The following is an 18,957-nucleotide window of genomic DNA, read 5'->3' as shown; positions in this document are numbered from 1 at the left end:
GATAACAACACTGTAGATTGATATTTGAATAAATTGTAAAATTCTGCATAGGTTGAATAACAACAAATTTACGGAGGAGGAAATCATGAAAGCGCTATTATATCCGCTACGATGAAGCAAGCTGTTGAAGCCTTGGTGTTTAAGATATGGGTAAGCCGTAGGCGCACGGATCGAAAAAAAGGAGGATTTTCAATGATGTCAAAACGATTTGGCAGAGTGCTCGCGTTCCTCTGTTGCTTGCTAATGGTGGCGTCACTAATGCCTACCAGCTTTGCCGCCGCCACTGACAACAACGAGTATACAGAAGCACTTAATGGCGACAGCAGTTCTACAGCTCTTACAAGCTTGCAGACAAATGAAACGCCGACCGCCATTTATGGAACTCCCGAACTCGGGTCAGACGACCCGCTGTGGGCCCTGACAATGGAGCATCTCATCAACAAAAGCACTGTGCCCGGCGACCCCAGGCCCCATTCCACAGGCACAGCCAGGATCCTTTGGGACCAAGACTACCTGTATGCCCGTGTAGTCGTGGAGGACAGCAATCTATATCAGGGACCCGGCAATGATTATCAGTACGACGGCCTGGAGTTTTATGCGGGCCCTGGAACCCAAGGCGCGAATCAATGGCGCATCAGCGCGGCGGGCGTCTTTTCAGGGCAAAACGCTCCGGGCAGAGCGGCGTGGACTAAGATCACGGACACAGGATATATCGTGGAGATGAGAATACCTAAAAGAACCTTGAACTTGCAGGCAGGCCCGTTTACCTTTGAAGTTTATATCAATAACTCGTCGGAAAAGGGCGGTGACCGCTATGAAGTCGTGTCCTGCTTCGGAACTCCGGACGCGGCTTACAACAATGCTGCTTCTTTTACAAACAGCCTGAATCTCATTGCCGCTAGTGGAGCGGACGACAGATTCTCAATCACCGCCACGGCGGAATCGGGCGGCCGGATAACGCCGAACGCACCCGGCAATGTTCTGAGATTAGCTGGCGGCTCAGACCAAACCTTTACGGTTACCCCCGATCACGGCAAAATTGTAGACACCGTAAAGGTAGATGGAGAGGATGCAGTTCTATCCGATGATGGCACTTATACCTTTTCAAATGTTGCCGCTAACCATACCCTTCAAGTGACATTCAAAAATGATTCGACCGCGGAGTTGCTCCCCTTTATTGTATGGAATGACAACTTCGCCCGCGGCGAGTACACGACGGCTGTCATCATTGACTTAGGCGAAGGGAAGGCGGTGGAAGGCTCCAAGCTTAATCCGGACTTGTTTACCGTCTCGGCCAGGAACACGACCCTGAACGGCGAATCGGTATCCTTTGAAGGGACGCGCAAGATCACTAGGGTATACGCCAATGACGAACCGAAGGTACGCGGCTATTTGGGGACGGTAAGCCGTTCACCGGATTATCAGGACGGACTGGAACGCGGCCGTTACATCGTAGTTGAGTTCGAGTTCTATTCAGAGAGCGGCGGCAATATAACGCTGGATGGCAATATGAACTCAACAAAACAGGTTTACAGCGTCGTCCAAAACGGCGAGCTCGTACTGACAGAAGGGGAACCGCTTAACTACGTGGTTTTTGAACAGGAAAAAGTTGTGAATCCGATCCTTGACCAATTTACAGCACCTACGGGCAATTCGGTCAATCGCGCGCTCTACCTTCACAAGGATGGAAACGGTGAGGTGTCGCGGGGCTTGCCGCTGTATGTCTATACCCACGGCATGGGACGCGGCGGCACAAGCGCTGCAACTGACCCCAAAGCGGCTATGAAATCCGCCAATGGCTCGGTCGCTCTGATGAAGAAAATGGAAAAATACCCCGAGAAATACGCCAGCCATATCCTGAATATTTCCTATAATGGCACGAGTACTCCCTCCACAGCCAATGTTAAGAAGGTTATAGATGACCTGGTTTCCAGCGGTGCAGTAGACCCTAACCGTATTTACGCGGCGGGCTTCTCATGGGGCGGTCAGTATACGAACAGCTTAGTTAACGCTTATCCCGGCTTTTTTGCGTCTGCCGCACCTATGTCTCCGGTAAGCGGCTCACCGAACGCCAATGCCAACTACCTTCACACCAACCTGGCCTATTGGATGTTTATCAATGAGTATAACGTTGGAGTATACCAGACTAATCTCGCTAACTTCATAACCACCAATATGCCGAAAATGATCAACGCGAGAGCTTCGCGCTTTGAGAGCAATGAGGCTCTTACATGGCCATACAATCAATTTGATCAGCCGAATCAGAAACCGGATCCCAACCATTCACCTGTCCTGAGTGATTCAGTGGCGCACGAAGTGGAAGCGGCGGTTCTTTACAACGACATAACGATGGGGACTTGGAGCATAGCGCCCACAGCGCAGTCCTCTAACTTGCCGGCTTGGAACAATGACTACACTGACGTCTTTGACTGGATGTTCGCGCAGACCGCAGCAAACCATCGGCCTGTTGCCGGATACGGTTCACCTGTACTCGGCACAAACGACAAACTGTGGGAACAAGCTGCAGCGTTTGACATCAACAACAGTAGCGCACCCGACCAGAAGATAGGCCCCAAGGCTACCGGCAAAGCTAAAGTATTTTGGGACGAAGACTTCCTGTATGCACGCGTTGTGGTTACCGACCCGAATGTATGCGTCGGACACACGCCTGGCACTGAGTACATGACCGACAGCGTAGAATTGTATGTCGGTGACGGAAAAAATGGCTCAAACCAGTGGCGCATTGGCGCAAGCGGTATTTTCTCAGGTCAAGCCGCTGCGGGCCGCGACGGTTCGGTTACACGAACGGACACCGGTTATATCGCGGAAGTGAAGATACCTAGAAGAACCATTGAGTTCACGAGCAATTCCCCGATTACGTTTGATGTGTACATCAATAACTCAACGGGTGCGGGGAATGACCGTTATGAGGTGGTATCCGCTTTAGGTAAGCCCGACGCGGGTTATGGCAGTTCTGACAGCTTCAAGAATAGCTTGCTGCTGCTTGGGGGCTCCACGGTATCCAGGCACCCCGTTAACGCCACGCCAGGATTAAACGGCACCATCTCGCCATCCGGCTTGATTCGGGTAGCTGACGGCGGAAGCCAATCCTTTACATTCACTCCTATCACCGGTTATGTCGTAGATACCGTAACTGTAAATGGAGCGCCTGTAGAGATTGCAAACAATACCTATACCTTGAAAAACGTAAACACCGATGACAAGGTAATCCATGTTACATTCAAACCCGATCCGGCCGCTACGTTACTTAACTTTATCGTATACAACGATAACTTTGCCACCGGAGAATTTACCACAGCCGTTATCATCGATCTGGGTGCGGGAAATGAAGCTATGGGTGCCGACCTTAGTTCAAACCTGTTTACAGTCTCGGCGAGGAATACTCTGCTGAACGGTGACCCGGCATATCAAGGCAATCGCACCGTCCGTAGAGTATACGTCAATGACGAACCTAGGCCCAGAGGGTATAAGGGTGTGAACCAGAACTCTCCTGATTACCAGGCTGGACTAACTAAAGGCCGCTACATCGTTGTAGAATTGGAATTTTGGACATTAACCGGCGGACAGTCCACTTTGGAAGCATCCAAATCCACCATCCAGAATTACAACATTGTATCTAGTGGCGATATCAAGCTTGATGGCAAGGCTGCCATTGTTAAGTCAGCTTTCGCACAGTCAGGTACCGTCAATGAAATCATCGACAAATTTGAAGTGGGTCCCAAAATTGACAACGCGGAAGCGATGCAGTATGGACTCTATATTCATAAGGACGGCAACGGCGTTCCGGTAAAAGGGCTTCCCCTTTACATCTATGCTCACGGCTCTACCCGCGGCGGTACACAGGACGGGGATACCTTTGCGCCCATCAGGTCCGCCAACGGAGCCACCGCGCTTATGAAAAAAATGGAGAAGAACTCTAAATACGCTAGTCATATAATCGCTTTGCGGGCGCAAAACAACGTTCAGGCAACACCCGCTACCTTAAAAGCTTATATTGATGATCTCGTAAGGAAGGGACTTGTTGACCAAAGCCGTATTTACATGGCAGGCTTCTCTATGGGATCCGCTTATACGAATAATTTCTTGACGACATATCCCGATTTGCTAGCAGCCGCAGCGCCCATGTCTTTTCCACCATCAATCAACGCGAAACAAGCCGAAACTCTTAAAAACTTTGCATACTGGTCATTCGTTAACACAACTGATTCTGCAACAATAAAAACAGGGGCGGATACTTATATAGCGAATATAATGCCCCTATTGGAAAACGCTAGGCACACGTTCATCGACAGAAATGAAATATTCGTTTGGCCTTATGACCAATGGACAAAGGCGGAAGCACCTGTTAATGGAACCAATTGGATTCCTTCCGGCCATGAGATGGAAGCTTCAGTTCTGTGGAACAATATTTCAGGCTACACGGATACTTTGTCCAATGTAGGTTCCGACAAGGAGTGGAGCCTTAAACCTACGGCGCAGTCCTCTAAGTTGCCGAGGTGGAACAATGACTACACTGACGTCTTTGATTGGATGTTCGCGCAGAGAAAAACGAGCGCACCCAATCCTTCTGGTGGCAGTACGGGCAATACCGGCAATACCGGCAATACCGGCAATACCAGCAATACGGGCAATACGGGCAATACCAGCACCGGGACAGTCACTGGATCGTTGAAGCCGACCTACACAGTCAGCACACCGAAGGATAAGCCCGCGGTCACGGACAAGAACGGCAACACCACCCTGCCCGGCGGCGGCGAGATTGCGACCAAGGGCGGGACGAAGATTAAGGTACCCGAAGGTACGACTATAGACTCAAAAGGTAAGGTGACCCTTCCGGCGGGCAAGAGCGCCGAAGTGACAATACAAGGCGGCGTGAGTGCCGGCTTAGACAAAGGCATGTTGCTGAACATCCATGAAGGTACGGAATTTGTGCTCAATGACGACACCCCGCTGGGCTTCCTCGTGGTGTCTGGCAATCCTTTCAGGGATGTCAACATGGACGACTGGTTCTACAGCTACGTAAACTCCGCCTACACATATCTTCTTTTCACCGGCACGACGTCCACGACGTTCTCACCGGGCACCTCAATGACGCGTGCGATGTATGTGCAGGTACTGGCCAATCTTGAGAACGTAGACCGCTCCGGCTACACGAATTCCCGCTTTAGCGACGTACCGGCTGGGCAGTGGTACACGTCGGCAGTCGAGTGGGCGGCCGAAAACGGCATAGTCAACGGTATAAACGCAGACCTGTTCGAACCCAATTCACCGTTGACACGCGAGCAGATGCTGGTGATGCTGTACAATTACATGAAGTACAAGGGCTATGAGATACCTGAAAGCCAATCTAAATCCTTCGCGGACGAGAGTCAGATCAGCTCATGGGCGTTGAAGGCCGTTCGTGCACAGCAGGGTATCGGAATTGTATCAGGCAAGCCGGACAACATCTTTGCCCCCCAAGCCACCGCCACCCGCGCTGAAGTAGCTGCTATCTTTATAAAGTTCATCGAATATCTGGCTAAGTAAAAGCGTAAACAGAAACATGCGGACCCTTTCAGCTGAGCAAGATTCAGCCGGAAGGGTCTCTTTTCAGTAATCCTGACTACAAGAGAAGGAAAAACGTCGCTCTGTGTCGAAAATACCTAAAGAAGTCAAAAAATCTCATAGGAAAGGAGAACCCATGTTCATTGTTAATAAAGAACATTATGACCAGCATGAGCTGGAACGTCGAATAAACGCGATATATGCATTATTGGGTTCCTCTGTTTGGAAGGAACGGCGGACAGCTGTATGCATGAAGGAACCGGCGAATATTCTGGCCGCCACGGAGCTGATTATCAGGAATGAGGGTTCAGTGCTTCTGATCAATGGCGATACCCCAGTTGAAAGCGCTCTCCGTCAAGCCGAGGACGCAGGCTGTACGGGTCTGCTGACCGACGCAGGAGGCAACGCCGTCTTTCACCCTCTACACTCACGCCTGGATCGGATGGATGGGGAGCCGTCCTTGCTTCAATTCAGCTCCGGCACGACCGGCGCTCCCAAGCTGGTTGAACGGCCCTGGTCTCATGTGCAAATGGAAATCGAGGCCTACAACAAGCTGCTGCCCGGCAGCGGGGAGGATCAACCGATCATTCTGGTGCCCGTGTCCCATTCCTTCGGATTCATCACAGGCACGCTTTCCGCACTGAAGCGCGGAGTCGAGCCGGTTATCGTGACGGAGAAGAACCCCAAGTTCGCCCTGAATCTCATGCAGCAGCATGATCGCCATGTGGTGTATGCGGTGCCCTTCCTCTTTCAAATTCTGCTCAGCCTGATGAGAGAGAAGGTGCTGCTTAGAAAGATGGTATCCTCTGGTTCCCCGATGTCCGCAGAACTGCTGAACAGGCTTGCGGGTGCAGGTGTGGAGGTGATCCAGCAATACGGATGCTCTGAGGCGGGCTGCATCTCGCTTGGCGACCGGCCCTCCGATTCTACGGATGTCGGGATGATTCTGGAGCATATGGCAATTGAAAGGCCCGGAACACGGGAACAGCCGGATGAAATAATCATTGCCACAGGCGGACGCCGGATTCATACCGGAGATATGGGATATTGGCTCAGCGGCAGGCTTCATGTTCAGTGCCGGATGGATGATCTGATTAATGTGTCAGGACTGAAGGTAGCTCCCTCCGAGGTGGAGGATGTCATTCAGAGGCTGGGCGGCGTTCAGGAAGCTGTCGTGCACAAGGCTCCGCATCCCGTCTGGGGGGAAGCTGTCAAAGCTCGAATCATTCGGAAGAGCGATGCGCTGTCTCAGGAGGAGGTGAAGAGGTGGTGCGCGCGGTTTCTGCCTGCGTATAAAGTTCCAGGCTTTATTGCTTTTACGGAGGACATTCCGAAGACGAGTACAGGAAAGGTTATGCGAAAACAATTGGTAGAAGAGGAGTATGGTATTCATGGATAAGGAACAAACGGTATCTCAATTGAGGCAGCTCATGTCCGAACAATTGGAGCTCTCTCTCCCGGACACCATTAAAGAGGAAGATCGGCTGTACGAAGACCTAAACGTAGATTCGATCATGGTACTACAATTGGTGGTATACATCGAGGAAGTGTTCAACGTAACTGTGCCCGAGGAGGAGCTGGACCCTGCCGTTTTCCAAACGGTCGGTTCTTTAGTCGATTTCATCCACGCCCTCAAGGGGGAGCACATCGCCCAAATGGAAACCAAATCTTAAGATCATAGAAAAGGATGGATATGATGATGAACGTGAATGAACAGGATATCGTTCAATTCGTGATTGACCGGGTGGCCGATTTGACCTCCAGACCGGAGCTTACGGAGGAATTGAATGGGGACGCCCCGCTAGAGGATGCCGGCGTGGACTCGGTGCTGCTGGTCAACCTGATGATGCAGATTGAACAGCAGTACGACATTTTTTACGAGGACGACGAGCTTCTGCAGGAGAACTTCGCCACCGCACGCTTGATCTCACAACGCATATTGGCCAAACGGGCCATTAAAACCGGGGTTTGACGTGAAGCAAGCCCATTGCTTTCTGAACGGACTCGGTTATGGCTTGGAGCAAGCCGGATGGGATGAACGTCCGCTCTATATCGGCGCTTGGGACGCGCCATTCAGCGTTACGGAGGACGGCAAGCTGACCTATTTCTCAGCGGACATCACACCGTCCGAATATTTGCGGCTGTTCACCCGCCTGTACGGGGAAGGGGCCATGGAATGGTATGATTACGGGGCCGAAAAGCGCGACAACCTGAAGAGGTTTCTGGAGGTCCTGCGGCGTAATCCGGATCTTCCTGTTTTGGTGCAGCTCGACCTGTTTCATATGCCGTATCAAAAAAGAACGTTCCAAACCATGCATCAGCCCCATTTTGTCATCGTACACGGAATGCGGGGCAATCAATTTGTGGTATACGATCGCTATTTCGAATGGGAAGGGTTAGTGGCCGCGAGCCATGTACACGATGCATTTCTGAGCAATGAGCTGGGCGGGGGACTGCTGCTTCATCCCGAATGGCTCCATGCGCCGGACGCCCACGAGGTGGCGAGAATCTTCGAGGATACGATAGTGACCGATCCGGGTGAACGATCGCTAACCGGCATGGTGAGGCGGAGAATTATGCAGACGGTGGAGTCGCCCGACATATATCCGCCCGGGGCCTTGAAGGATGCTGTATCCCAGCTCGGTATCCTCGCCAAACGCAAATACAGCTACGGACTGCTGTATCAATATTTTTCGGAAGCGCTTACTCAAGGTACGGAGCTATATCAGGAGCAGCTGGAAGGATTCATACGAATGTGGAGTACGCTCGCGTACCTGGCGATCCGTACGTCCATGCCGGGACGAACCGGGGAAATCGGACTGCTGGTGGATAAGGTGGAGCAGCTGCACAGGACGGAGCAACAACTGAAGGAGGAATTGAACGATGTCTATCTTCGCTGGAAACCTCGATTTGCATGCGGAGTGCAGACCTAGGGTGGGCTGCTTCGACGGCCATTCCCCCCGGTTGAATGAACGGGTAATTGATGACCAATGGACCGGGTATCTGGCTGAATATACGGAGCTCATCCGCATTCCGCCAGTACGCTTTGCCAAGATCTTCGGGGGTTCGCTTCGCCAGTTCTCCAAGCAGCCGATGTCTTCGCTTCCGCAAGCATCGGAGCGGCTGGCCCGATTATGCGAGGAATACGGAATTGATACGCTTTATGTCAACGCTCCTTACTTCATGCCTTTCTTGATGCTGGTTCGGAGCTTCGCCAAGCTTCCGCTTCGCTTCATGGTTATCGCCCATTCCGTCGCATCCGCCCGTTGGCTGACAACCTGGCTGTCCTGTGCGCCTTGGATTACAGAACAGGATGTGCTGCTTGCCAGTACGCAATCCTGCAGACAGGCGCTGGTTAATCTCTCACCCCGGTATGCGCATGCCCATAAGATCCCGTTATGCATCGACACCTTGCTGGCTGCGGAGCCGGTTCGGCCGCTTGCCGGTAAACGTCTGTTATCCATCGGCCGGCTGGAAGAGGTCAAGAACATTCATGTGCTCTTAGAGGCTATGGCGGAGATCAAGCAGCGTGTCCCGGACACTGTATTGACGATTGCCGGAGAATATACGGGGTCTACGCAGGAAGCGGACCGGTATAAAGATCGGCTTGAAGCCCTCGTAGCGGAATATAGACTGGAGCAAACCGTGGAGTTCACAGGTCCCGTCCACGGGAGTGAGAAAGACCGTCTGTTCCGGGAATCCAGGCTTCTGGTCAACCTCTCCACCGATCCGGGAGAGACGTTTGGCTTCAACCTCCTGGAAGCGAAAGCCTACGGTCTTCCTGCGGTCTGCACCGGCTGGGACGGTTTCGGGGAGCTGCTTGTTGACGGCGAGGACGGCTCCTTTGTCCAGGTCGATTGGTCCGGTGAACATCCGAAGATAGATCTGGACGGGGTGGTTCGCAGCTGCACCGAGGTTCTGCTGGATGAGAAGCTTCACGTCAAGCTCTCGCAAGGAGCGCGACGTGGCGCTCTAATGTACGACTATCGAACCATCATGCCGCAGATCAGGGCGCTCCTGAATGCTCCGCTTGGACAGATAACGGGTGGGGCAGAGGAGACCGCCCTACTTGAATCTTCTATGCGAACGCTGAACGAAATCTATCATTGCAGCTTATTGGAAGCGACAGGCTGTTTGAGTGAATCGCCGCTGTCGGTTCTGGATTGGCAGCCGCAGGGTGACGCGGAGGAATGGATGCGCAAGGTGAAGCCGCTTATTCAACATTTTGCCGGGAGGAACCATCATGCACACATTTAAACTGTTCCGACGTCTTGCTCCCTACGTGAAGATCAAATGGAATTTAACCTTGATCGCTTATGTTTGCACGTTTCTGCAATTGGGACTCGTCATGCTTCAGCCCTTAATCTTCGCCTACCTGATCGATCACGTGCTGATTGACGGAAACCGTAAGCTGATTGTCCCGCTGCTTAGCCTTTCCTTGGGAATAGGTGTTCTCTCCATCGTATTTCTGTTTATCCGGGTCGGTTTGTTCCGATATCTGGGCATCTGTAACACGCTGGATATCCGGGACGAGCTGTTGAAGCATGTCCGGCAGATCCCCGTTCCGGAAATTCAGAAGGAAGGACCCGGGAAATTCTCGGCCTTGCTCGGGATGGATACAGCTACGATGGGAAATTTCCTCAACCACATTCTGGTCGAGATTACCTCACAGCTGTTTATGATGCTGATATCCCTCGGAATCCTGTACTATATGGACTGGCGGCTTGGCATCGTTGCGACGCTTAGCATCCCCTTCCTCTTCTGGGTGCCAGGACTGTTCCGCAGCCCTGTGGCGCGTTATTCGTCCGACGTTCGGACCCATAATGAAGAGATCGGAACCTATCTCTATGAAGCGATCGAAAGTTCGCAAGAAATCCGGGCTTTAGGACTAGAGGGATGGGAACGGAAGCGGAATGAAACGATGTACAAGGGGCTGGTGAAGGCCAGCACCCGGGAGACGCTATATGCCGTGATGTCGTTTCAAATCAGCGGTTTCGTGATTAGCCTGATCCTGGCTGCCATCTATTGGATCGGCAGCTATCAGGTGCTCGGCCAAATGATGACCGTTGGCATAATGGTTGCTTCCGTAACCTATCTGCAAAACGCTCTGAATCCGGTACAGCAGATTAACAACTTTTTCAGAGAGCTTCAAGGCGCGGAAGTTGCTATGGGCAGAATCGAGCAATTTATCCAGACCCCGATCGATCCCTATTCGGAAAACGAGAGGAAGCAGGTTTCGCCTGCAAGGGAGCCTGAGCTTAAAGCAACGCCATCCGATATCGAAGTGTGCAGTCTGCGCGTCGGGTACGGTGGAACGGAAATCTTGAAGGATCTATCCCTGTCGCTGTCTCCGGGCAAGGTGTATGCTTTCGTCGGGCGAAGCGGGTCTGGGAAATCCACCCTTTTCCGGGCGCTTATTGGGATGATGCCCGTTCTCGAAGGTGAAATTCGAATCGGCGGACAGAATCTGGAGGAGATGACCCGCAGCGCGATCAGCCGCAAGGTGGGCATCGTGTTCCAGGAGCCCTACTTGTTCCGGGGTACCCTTATGGAAAATATTACTGTCGGGAAGCTGGACGCGACGGAGGAGATGGTCATGCAGGCAGCCCGGAACGCGCAGCTCGGATCTCTGCTCGATCAACTGCCGGAAGGACTTAACACGAAGATTGACCATAGAGGCTTCCAGCTATCTGGCGGACAGCGGCAGAGGCTGGCTATTGCGCGTGTCCTCTTGCGCGATCCCGATATTCTGATCCTGGACGAACCGACCTCCGCCTTGGACCAGCTTACGGAGAGTGAACTCATGAATTCCATACGCCACGCCATGGCGGGCAAGACGGTTCTGGTAGCCACCCATCGTCTGCAAACCATTATGAACGCGGACCGTATTCTGGTGCTGGAGAACGGTTGTCTGGTGGCGGAAGGCGACCACGAACAGCTTATGAAGCAATCGGCTGAGTATTATGCTATGGCATCAACCTTCGAGCGCGATACCTCAGTGGCCGGACAGGCATCTCATAAAGAGGAGGTTCTCGTATGAATGGCATAGGCACCCTCAGAGAATTGTTTCAACGTGCACGAAGGCATGACCGGGGAATCACTTACGCGGCACGAAGCGGCGAGTCAGATTGGACAAGCTACGCGGAACTTGGAAACCGCATGGACCTTCTCGCTGAACGGCTGAAGCAGGAGCAGCTGCGTCCGAATTTTATCGGGGCCGTCTGGATGGCTCCGACGCCAGAGTGTCTGGCTGTCATCGGGGCCGTCATTTTGGCGGGAGGCATTCCGCTCCCCATCCACAGCTACATGCCAGGACAGGACATGCTTCGCCTCATCCGCAAATTTGAACCCGAAGCTGTCTTCGTCTCTGAAGAGAAGCTGCCAATCCTTGCGGAATGGAGCAGACAAGGGGAAGTGTTACCATTCTACCTGTATGCAGGTATGGCAGGCGGACCGATTGCAGGAATCGGCGATGCTTTGCGGCCGATACGCCGGTACACACCGCCAGAGGCCGTGCGTATGATATTCCTCTCCTCCGGTTCGACGGGAGAGCCTAAGGGGATCATGCTGAGCGACCACAACATGCTGTCCAATGTAGACGCGATTCTGGACTACACGACTCTGTGCGACGAGGACATCGTTCTGCTCTCGAAGTCACTGGGGTATTGCTCGACAATTGTTGGGGAGTGGTTTACCGCTATGGCCTCTGGAGCCAATCTGGTTCTAAGCGGGGGCTTCATGCATCCCTTCGAGATGATCCAATGCGTCCGTAAGAACAAGGTGACCTTCTTATGCACTGTGCCGTCTGCGATCCTGCCTCTAATCCATTCCGCCAAATGGACGGCGGAGGATCTGCTCACGCTCCGGCAGATGCTCATTGTCGGCGGCCCGATGCCTGCCGTCATGCTGCTTCGTTTGGCTGAGCGTCTGCCTCACGTCCGGCTGACGCCCTCCTATGGACTGACCGAAGCCTCTCCGCGCGTCTCGTATTTGCCCTACGCTCAGTTGAGGACGAAACCGCAATCCGCCGGGATACCTATTAACGGCGTCGAGCTGACCATCATTCAGAACGGAAGGGAGGCGGCAACAGGGGAGAGCGGAGAGGTGGTCGTCCGGGGGCCGAATGTGATGGTCGGCTATTATAACGATCCGGACCGCACCCGCGAGACACTAGACCCCCTCGGCCTGCACACCCGGGATACCGGGTATCTGGATGAGGATGGATATTTGCACTTGACCGGGCGAACCGATAACGCTCTCCTTGTTGGGGGACACACGGTGTACCCGGAAGCGGTCGAAAGCGTCCTATTAAGCTTGCCTGGGGTGGCGGACGCTGCTGTGACGGCGGTAGAAGACCTTCAATGGGGACATCGTCTGATTGCCGTGGTAGTATCCGAAGCTTCCGAAGAGCCTGTCAGCAACTCGGAACTGCAGGCTTGGTGCGTAAAGCGGTTATCCCCGGCCTTGCGTCCCAGGGAGTTCCGCTTCGTTACGGCTCTGCCCAAAACAGCCAGCGGAAAGCTGGACCGCAAAGCCCTGAAATCTATGGTGAAGGAGGAAGATCATGTCCACCCAGCATGAAGATCTATTCTTTAAGGTGAGAGAAACGATAGCCGCTGTGGCCATGAGGCCAACAAGCGAGGTCGAGCTGGACCATGCTTTGGTAGATGATCTGGGAATCGACTCCATTCAAATCCTGGAGCTGCTGGCAGCGCTGGAGGATACATTCGGCTTTGAGCTGGATGTGGACGATATTCGCCCGGAATCGTTCCGAAGCGTCCAGGCTGTATTGCATTTTGTAGAACGCAAGGTGGCTTCATGAAAGTGTTCACCCCGGACCATTTGCAAGAGCTGGCCGACGAATTGTGCCGGACGTACCCATTCTATAACCCTCATACGGACGTTGATTTCCATCAGCTGCCGATTACAAATAAACACTTGATCGCAGGCAACCGCGCCCTTTTCGAACATCCCGATGCGAGGCGGGTGATCGAATCGTTCACCTCGGGAACTACCGGAGTGCCGTTCCGCTGCGTGAAAACCCCGGAGGAGATATGGAAACTCTCGCTGACCCTGTATAAGCATCGAAAAAAGTGGGGGCTGCCGTCCAGACACCGGATGCTGCTGCTGAGCAACCGTCTGCTGGCGGAGCCCAGGTCCCTTAGACATTATGCAGAACAGATCATCAGGGAAGATCCTCATTTTATCCAGGGGAGAGCCTCGGCTCTCTGCGCATTGGCCGAATATATACGTGACGAGGGGTATTCGTTGCCGCCTTCCCTTGTGTTTACCCAGAACTGGGGCGAAACGCTGCATGGCTCCCAGAAAGAACGGATCGGGGAGGTGTTCCGCGTTCCATGCGTAGACTACTACGGTTTGGAAGAGTTCTGGTGTATCGCGTTCGCAGGCCAGAGCGGCCAACTGGAAATTGATGAGTCTGCCGTATATGTGGAAATTATCGATCCGGCCTCTGGACTCCATGTAGAGGAGGGGGAATTCGGCGAAGTGTTGGTCACCTCGCTGATCATGAGGAGTCTGCCTTATGTCCGTTACCGGACAGGAGATATCGGAAGTATTCGCAGGGACCCTGAAACCGGCAGTCTCCTTCTTGGGCTGCTTCCCGTTCGAACATCCCAGATCCGGCTGCCTGGAGCGCAGGTGCATTCCGCCGTCTTCCGGTATTTGGACAAGTTTTTTTGGGAGCTTGCTGCAGCCAGAGGAGTCCGCCAATTTCAGATCGTGCAGAATACATTCACCTCTTTTTCCGTCCGGCTGGCGACTGAAGCCTCGCCAAGCGAGTTCGAGGATGTGCAGACCAAGCTATCCGCTTTTCTTCACCAAGCGGCGGGCAAGCCTGTGAAATTGTTCATAGAAACCGTCTCCCAAATCGAAGCCGATCCTGTCAGCGGCAAAATACCGTCCTTTGTTTGCCGTATTTCATCAAATGAAGAAGGAGAATGAAGATATGACGTCTCATACAGATACACCGGATGCCAAGCCGGAAATGATAAAGCTGGCGGCGATGGAATGTGCAGCTTCCTGTATCTTGACCCACTTATACCGGTCCGGGGCCAACCCTGATCTGTTTCTGCTGAATTACTGGAATGTCAATTATGTTTCGCGCATTATTACGGCGAGCCAGCATGTGCGATTGAACACAAGCTTGCCTTTTCTGTACGGCATCCATCTGGTTTGCAAGGGAGCTGGACCTGAGTCGCTCAAGCAGTTTGTTCAGTCAGGGAACCGTGCGGTAGTGAAATGCCGCCCATCCGATCTGACTTTTTTCCCTTCTAATATGCTGAGCATGGCGGAGAGTGGATTCGATCATTATGTCCTCGCAGATAGCTTCGATGAAGCGCGTAACGCCTTCAGAGTATTCGATCCCATTGTCGATTTCAACGGATTCCTGACCGGAGAAGAGCTGCTGCGGGCATCGGCGGAGCAGGAAGAGGAGGAACTCATTTTCTACGAGCTTCAGCCGGATCAAGAAGGGAAGGGATTCGAGTCTCCCGGCAAGCGTGAGATCTTCGCCTATGCAGCCAAGCGAAACTACGAAATGTATGTCCGTTCTCAGTACAGCTCGGGTACCGCCGCATTGGACAGCTTTGCCCGGGATTTGCAGGAATCTTTAGCTTTAAGCCCGGAACAAACCTCGAACTGGTTGAGCCAGAACTCGATCGCCATTGCTACCATAACCAAGCTCCGGTCTTCTATATGGAATAGCTTTGTCAAGCTGGGCATGATGGACAAGGGGCAGGTGCTGGAAGGAACGAACCGGATCAGCGGGATCGTGAAGTTATGGACGACACTGAATTTCTTGCTGGTGAAATACCGCAAGAACATCGGGGACGAAGCGCTGCTGCGCTCAGCTCTTGCCAGGCTGCAGGAAATTCGGGATGAGGAGCTTCAATTCCTGGCCTGGATGAATGGAATAGGCGGTGATCTGACTGCGGTATAATCTATGCACGATTTCTTTTCGACACGAGCTGGTATCCTTCCGGGAGCTGTTCCGTTATGCTCTTGATACGGGCTTCAACGGTATAGAACTGTGGGGCGTGCATGCCAAGGCTTTGCTTCGCCAACGGGGAAAGGAGCTGGGAGGTATGCTGGACGAGATGTTCAGCTACGGGCTCGAAATCAACATGCTGAGCGATTATATCCCTCTCATGGAGAATATCCCAATGGACGTTCTGCTTCAGGAATGGCAGGAAACCGTACAAGCTGCCAAGGCTTTCCACACAGATAAGCTGAGGATTTTCGCTGGAAACCTGAGCAGTCCATCTCTTGATGAGAAGGACTGGGAGCGTTGCACCAAGCGTCTACATATCCTTTGCGCTGTTGCAGAGAGGGAAGGGGTCTATACCGTGGTTGAGACTCATCCGGGAACCGCTGCCGACGGCTTAGATTCCACACTTCAATTGCTCAGGCAAACCGACCATCCTGCCTTGAAACTGAATTTGGACTTTCTGCACCTTTGGGAATCGGGTGCTGATCCCCTTGCCGCCTACGAACGCTTGAAGCCATGGATGGTCAATATCCATCTGAAGAATGTGGAATCCCGGCAATGTCTCGAAGTATTCTCTCCTGACAATATTTATTCTCCGAGCGGCAGCCGCAGAGGTATCGTACCCTTGGCCGATGGAGAAATGGACTGCCAAGCCATCATGAAGCGCCTTATCTTGGACCCTACCCGAGCCCCGGTATCTCTGGAATGGTTCGGAGCGAACCCATTTCAAATCTTAAAGTCGGAGCTAGGCTGGCTTAAAGGGCTGGAGTATGGTCACAAGCTGGAGAAAGTGGAGGTGAGGGATAAATGAATAACGCACCTTATATGGAGCATCTGACCGGAACGCGCGCAGCGAAGCTCTGGTACTCAAATATTAATTGGGAGCAAGGCAAAGCCGCTCAAGAAATTCGCTTACCTTATATTAACAATGCGTCCGGAGATCGGCTCGTATCGCAAATGGACCTCTACCAAATTTATTTGGCTGACGAAGAAGATCTTGTTCTCCTGAAAGAGGCTCCGGACCCTGAATTCCTATCTTATTTGGAAGAAGAGAAGATAGCCCTCCCCTCCATCGCGATTGGGGCACGGTCTGAATATACGGGTGAGTTTCGCAACCGGATTGCTGTTCCTTACTTGATAGACGAGCAGGAGGAGCAGTTTCTCAAGGAAAACGGCGGGAGATGGACCGGCCCGCCCGCCCGATTGTCCGTGGAACTGAACAGCAAGATCGCAACGCGTAAATTATGCGAAGAAATCGGCTTTCCAGTCAGCGACGGCAAGATATGCGAGGGGCTTGACGCGATCCGCCGTGCTTGCGCCGAGTTGGAGGGACGGCATCCTGGCGCCCGGCTGGTTGTAAAAACCGCTTACGGTTCTTCCGGTAAAGCGCTGTTCCATATCCATCGAGGCGCGGATTTGGAGACGCTGCTTGGATATTTAGCGAGGCAGATCTCTCGGGGAGGCGGGCAACCGGTTGTGACGGTGGAGCGCTGGCATCAGGTCGAGCGCCATCTGACGGCACAACTCTGGCTGGGGGTGACAGATTGCAAGATCCTGGCGATGACCGAGCAGAGGATTACGGATGCAGGAGTGTACAGGGGGAGCCGTCTGCACCCGGACCTGCCCGAATCCTTGACCGTAGCTTATACCGAACGGCTGCAACTGCTGGGTAAAGCTTTACATTCCCGGGGCTACAAGGGTTTCATCGGGGTAGACTCCATACTGGATGAAGACGGAACTTTAATACCGGTGATTGAGATCAATGCCCGTCTTACCATGGTCACGTATTTGCTAAAGCTTCGCAAGCACTTGCTCGAACGCGGGTTTCCTATAATTGAGACTCAATCCTATGATTTCAAGCTCCACCCTGGAGCCCAATTTTCAGATTTTGCCGAAAAGCTGACATCACTAAGGATCTCTGCCGAACAAGGCGGGGCATTCGTGTATGGTTTCCACCAGGATGGGGATTCGGCAGACCGTATCCGGCCTTGCAGGGTCTCGACTCTGACCTGGGGGGTGGACGATGAAGCTGAGAAGCTTGCCCGTCAAGGGCTGGAGGAAGCAATCATGCAATGGAGGGGAGCTGTCGTATGACTATGGTTTCACAACAACTGTCTAATCAGCAGGAGGTAGGCCAACCCTTTTGGCTGGAAGCAGCCAAGTTGTTTGGATCACCCGTTTATGTCTATGACGAGGGAAAGCTGGCCTCCGATTATTTTTCGCTGCGGGATGCTTTACCCAAGGATGTTACGCTATATTATTCCATGAAAGTCAACCCCAATCCGGAGGTATGCCGCCTTATAAACGGCTGGGGTTCGCCGATCGAAGTCGCATCGGTTGGGGAATATGAAATTGCCCGCTCCAGCGGGGTACATCCGCACAGCATCGTGTTTACAGGACCGGGCAAAAGCGCGGACGAGATTCATCATGTGCTTCGCCATGGGATCTACGCAATTAATGCGGAGTCCATCCCGGAGCTATTCGTTATTCACGATGAAGCGGTTGCGCTGGGTATGTCCGCTCCCGTTATGTTAAGGGTCAATTTGTCTACTGGAGCCAAAGGCTCACGTATGTCATCGGTCGGACTTGCCTCCCAGTTTGGCATCGACGACAGTGAAATTCATGAAGCGGTGCAAACCGCCATTAATCTTGCAGGGGTAGAGCTGATCGGGCTGCATACGTACCAAGGCACGCAAAATTTCCACCTCGACTTTTATCGGGAGAGCGTTCCGATGATGTTCGCTCTCACTCGGCAGGTGCGAAGCCAATTCGGCCTGCAGCTTCGATGTTTAGGGCTAGGCGGCGGTTTCGGCGTTCCCATGTTTGAAGGCGATGAGCCGTTTCCTGTGGAAGCTTTCGGGGCGTATCTTGCCGAGGAGCTAGAGCGCAACCGGGATCTGGAGTTGGAGATGGTATTCGTAGAATCAGGGCGGCGAATTGCCGCAACGATGGGGATTTATGCGGTCAGAGTGCTGTACACCAAGCTCTCCAAAGGCAAAGCCTTCGCCATTGTCGATGGGGGAACCCACCATCGGGCTTTTTCCAGCCTGATGGGACGAAGCTTCAAGCAGCCTCTGCCGCTTCAGCTTTGGAAGGCGGGGGAGCGTAAGCTATACGAATCCGGCGAAGGAGAAGGCCGAATCTCCTACAATGTTTGCGGTAAATTGTGTACTCCCACAGACGTGCTGCAAGGCAGCGTCATGCTTCCCCCTCTAGAGCCGGGGGATTGGATCGCGTTTCCCCATGTGGGGGCATATGGCTTGACCTGCGGCAATGTTCATTTTCTGTCTCATGCTCTTCCAAAGGAAGTTATTCTTCGTCCTGACGGTACGTTAAATGATGTGAGCTGGCTATCAAATAAGTAAGTTCATCATAGGGAGTTGACC

General features: G+C 52.9%; 14 protein-coding genes. All 14 read left to right on the top strand.

All coding sequences use genetic code 11. The features are described from left to right. Positions 1-192 precede the first annotated feature (192 nt). The 14 genes from NSU18_RS02815 to NSU18_RS02750 all read left to right on the top strand — a co-directional run bounded on the left by NSU18_RS02815 (position 193) and on the right by NSU18_RS02750 (position 18,936). Positions 193-5,547: a sugar-binding protein gene (locus NSU18_RS02815; protein ID WP_341148143.1), complete on the top strand. Its 5,355-nt coding sequence runs from the start codon at positions 193-195 to the stop codon at positions 5,545-5,547. A 268-nt stretch (positions 5,548-5,815) separates the two neighbouring features. Beyond that, entirely contained in the window at positions 5,816-6,964 is a 1,149-nt protein-coding gene (locus NSU18_RS02810) for an AMP-binding protein (protein WP_341022114.1), read from the top strand. Beyond that, on the top strand, positions 6,957-7,238 hold the full coding sequence (locus tag NSU18_RS02805; protein ID WP_341022116.1) for a phosphopantetheine-binding protein: 282 nt from the start codon (positions 6,957-6,959) through the stop codon (positions 7,236-7,238). Before NSU18_RS02810 ends, NSU18_RS02805 begins: the two co-directional genes overlap by 8 nt. 26 nt (positions 7,239-7,264) lie before the next feature. Beyond that, positions 7,265-7,537: an acyl carrier protein gene (locus tag NSU18_RS02800; protein WP_341022118.1), complete on the top strand. Its 273-nt coding sequence runs from the start codon at positions 7,265-7,267 to the stop codon at positions 7,535-7,537. A 1-nt stretch (position 7,538) separates the two neighbouring features. Then, positions 7,539-8,498, top strand: coding sequence for a DUF6005 family protein (locus tag NSU18_RS02795; RefSeq protein WP_341022119.1), 960 nt, complete (start codon positions 7,539-7,541; stop codon positions 8,496-8,498). Beyond that, a complete protein-coding gene (locus NSU18_RS02790) occupies positions 8,449-9,822 on the top strand; it encodes a glycosyltransferase family 4 protein (protein WP_341148142.1) in 1,374 nt (457 codons plus the stop codon). Before NSU18_RS02795 ends, NSU18_RS02790 begins: the two co-directional genes overlap by 50 nt. After that, positions 9,809-11,605: an ABC transporter ATP-binding protein gene (locus NSU18_RS02785; protein ID WP_341022122.1), complete on the top strand. Its 1,797-nt coding sequence runs from the start codon at positions 9,809-9,811 to the stop codon at positions 11,603-11,605. The genes NSU18_RS02790 and NSU18_RS02785 overlap by 14 nt, the downstream gene beginning before the upstream one ends. Further along, the gene (locus tag NSU18_RS02780; protein ID WP_341148141.1) at positions 11,602-13,146 is read left to right on the top strand and encodes a class I adenylate-forming enzyme family protein; all 1,545 of its coding nucleotides are present in this window, start codon (positions 11,602-11,604) and stop codon (positions 13,144-13,146) included. The genes NSU18_RS02785 and NSU18_RS02780 overlap by 4 nt, the downstream gene beginning before the upstream one ends. Beyond that, positions 13,130-13,387 carry an acyl carrier protein gene (locus NSU18_RS02775; protein ID WP_341022125.1) on the top strand — a complete coding sequence of 86 codons (258 nt, stop codon included), beginning with the start codon at positions 13,130-13,132 and terminating at the stop codon, positions 13,385-13,387. The genes NSU18_RS02780 and NSU18_RS02775 overlap by 17 nt, the downstream gene beginning before the upstream one ends. Then, positions 13,384-14,526, top strand: a complete 1,143-nt coding sequence (locus tag NSU18_RS02770; RefSeq protein WP_341148140.1) for a hypothetical protein — start codon at positions 13,384-13,386, stop codon at positions 14,524-14,526. Before NSU18_RS02775 ends, NSU18_RS02770 begins: the two co-directional genes overlap by 4 nt. A 4-nt stretch (positions 14,527-14,530) precedes the next feature. Beyond that, positions 14,531-15,523 carry a hypothetical protein gene (locus NSU18_RS02765; protein WP_341148139.1) on the top strand — a complete coding sequence of 331 codons (993 nt, stop codon included), beginning with the start codon at positions 14,531-14,533 and terminating at the stop codon, positions 15,521-15,523. Next, on the top strand, positions 15,513-16,382 hold the full coding sequence (locus NSU18_RS02760; RefSeq protein WP_341150974.1) for a sugar phosphate isomerase/epimerase family protein: 870 nt from the start codon (positions 15,513-15,515) through the stop codon (positions 16,380-16,382). The genes NSU18_RS02765 and NSU18_RS02760 overlap by 11 nt, the downstream gene beginning before the upstream one ends. Next, a complete protein-coding gene (locus tag NSU18_RS02755) occupies positions 16,379-17,665 on the top strand; it encodes an ATP-grasp domain-containing protein (protein ID WP_341148138.1) in 1,287 nt (428 codons plus the stop codon). Before NSU18_RS02760 ends, NSU18_RS02755 begins: the two co-directional genes overlap by 4 nt. Positions 17,666-17,667: 2 nt before the next feature. Beyond that, positions 17,668-18,936 (top strand): hypothetical protein, encoded by a 1,269-nt coding sequence (locus NSU18_RS02750; RefSeq protein WP_341148137.1) that lies wholly within the window; start codon positions 17,668-17,670, stop codon positions 18,934-18,936. Positions 18,937-18,957: the final 21 nt, after the last annotated feature.

Origin of the sequence: Paenibacillus sp. FSL H8-0048 (genome assembly GCF_038002825.1) — a bacterium.
Classification (GTDB): Bacteria; Bacillota; Bacilli; order Paenibacillales; family Paenibacillaceae; genus Paenibacillus_AQ.
The sequence above is the reverse complement of the archived record's forward strand: the minus strand, read 5'-3'. Positions and strand labels throughout refer to the sequence as shown.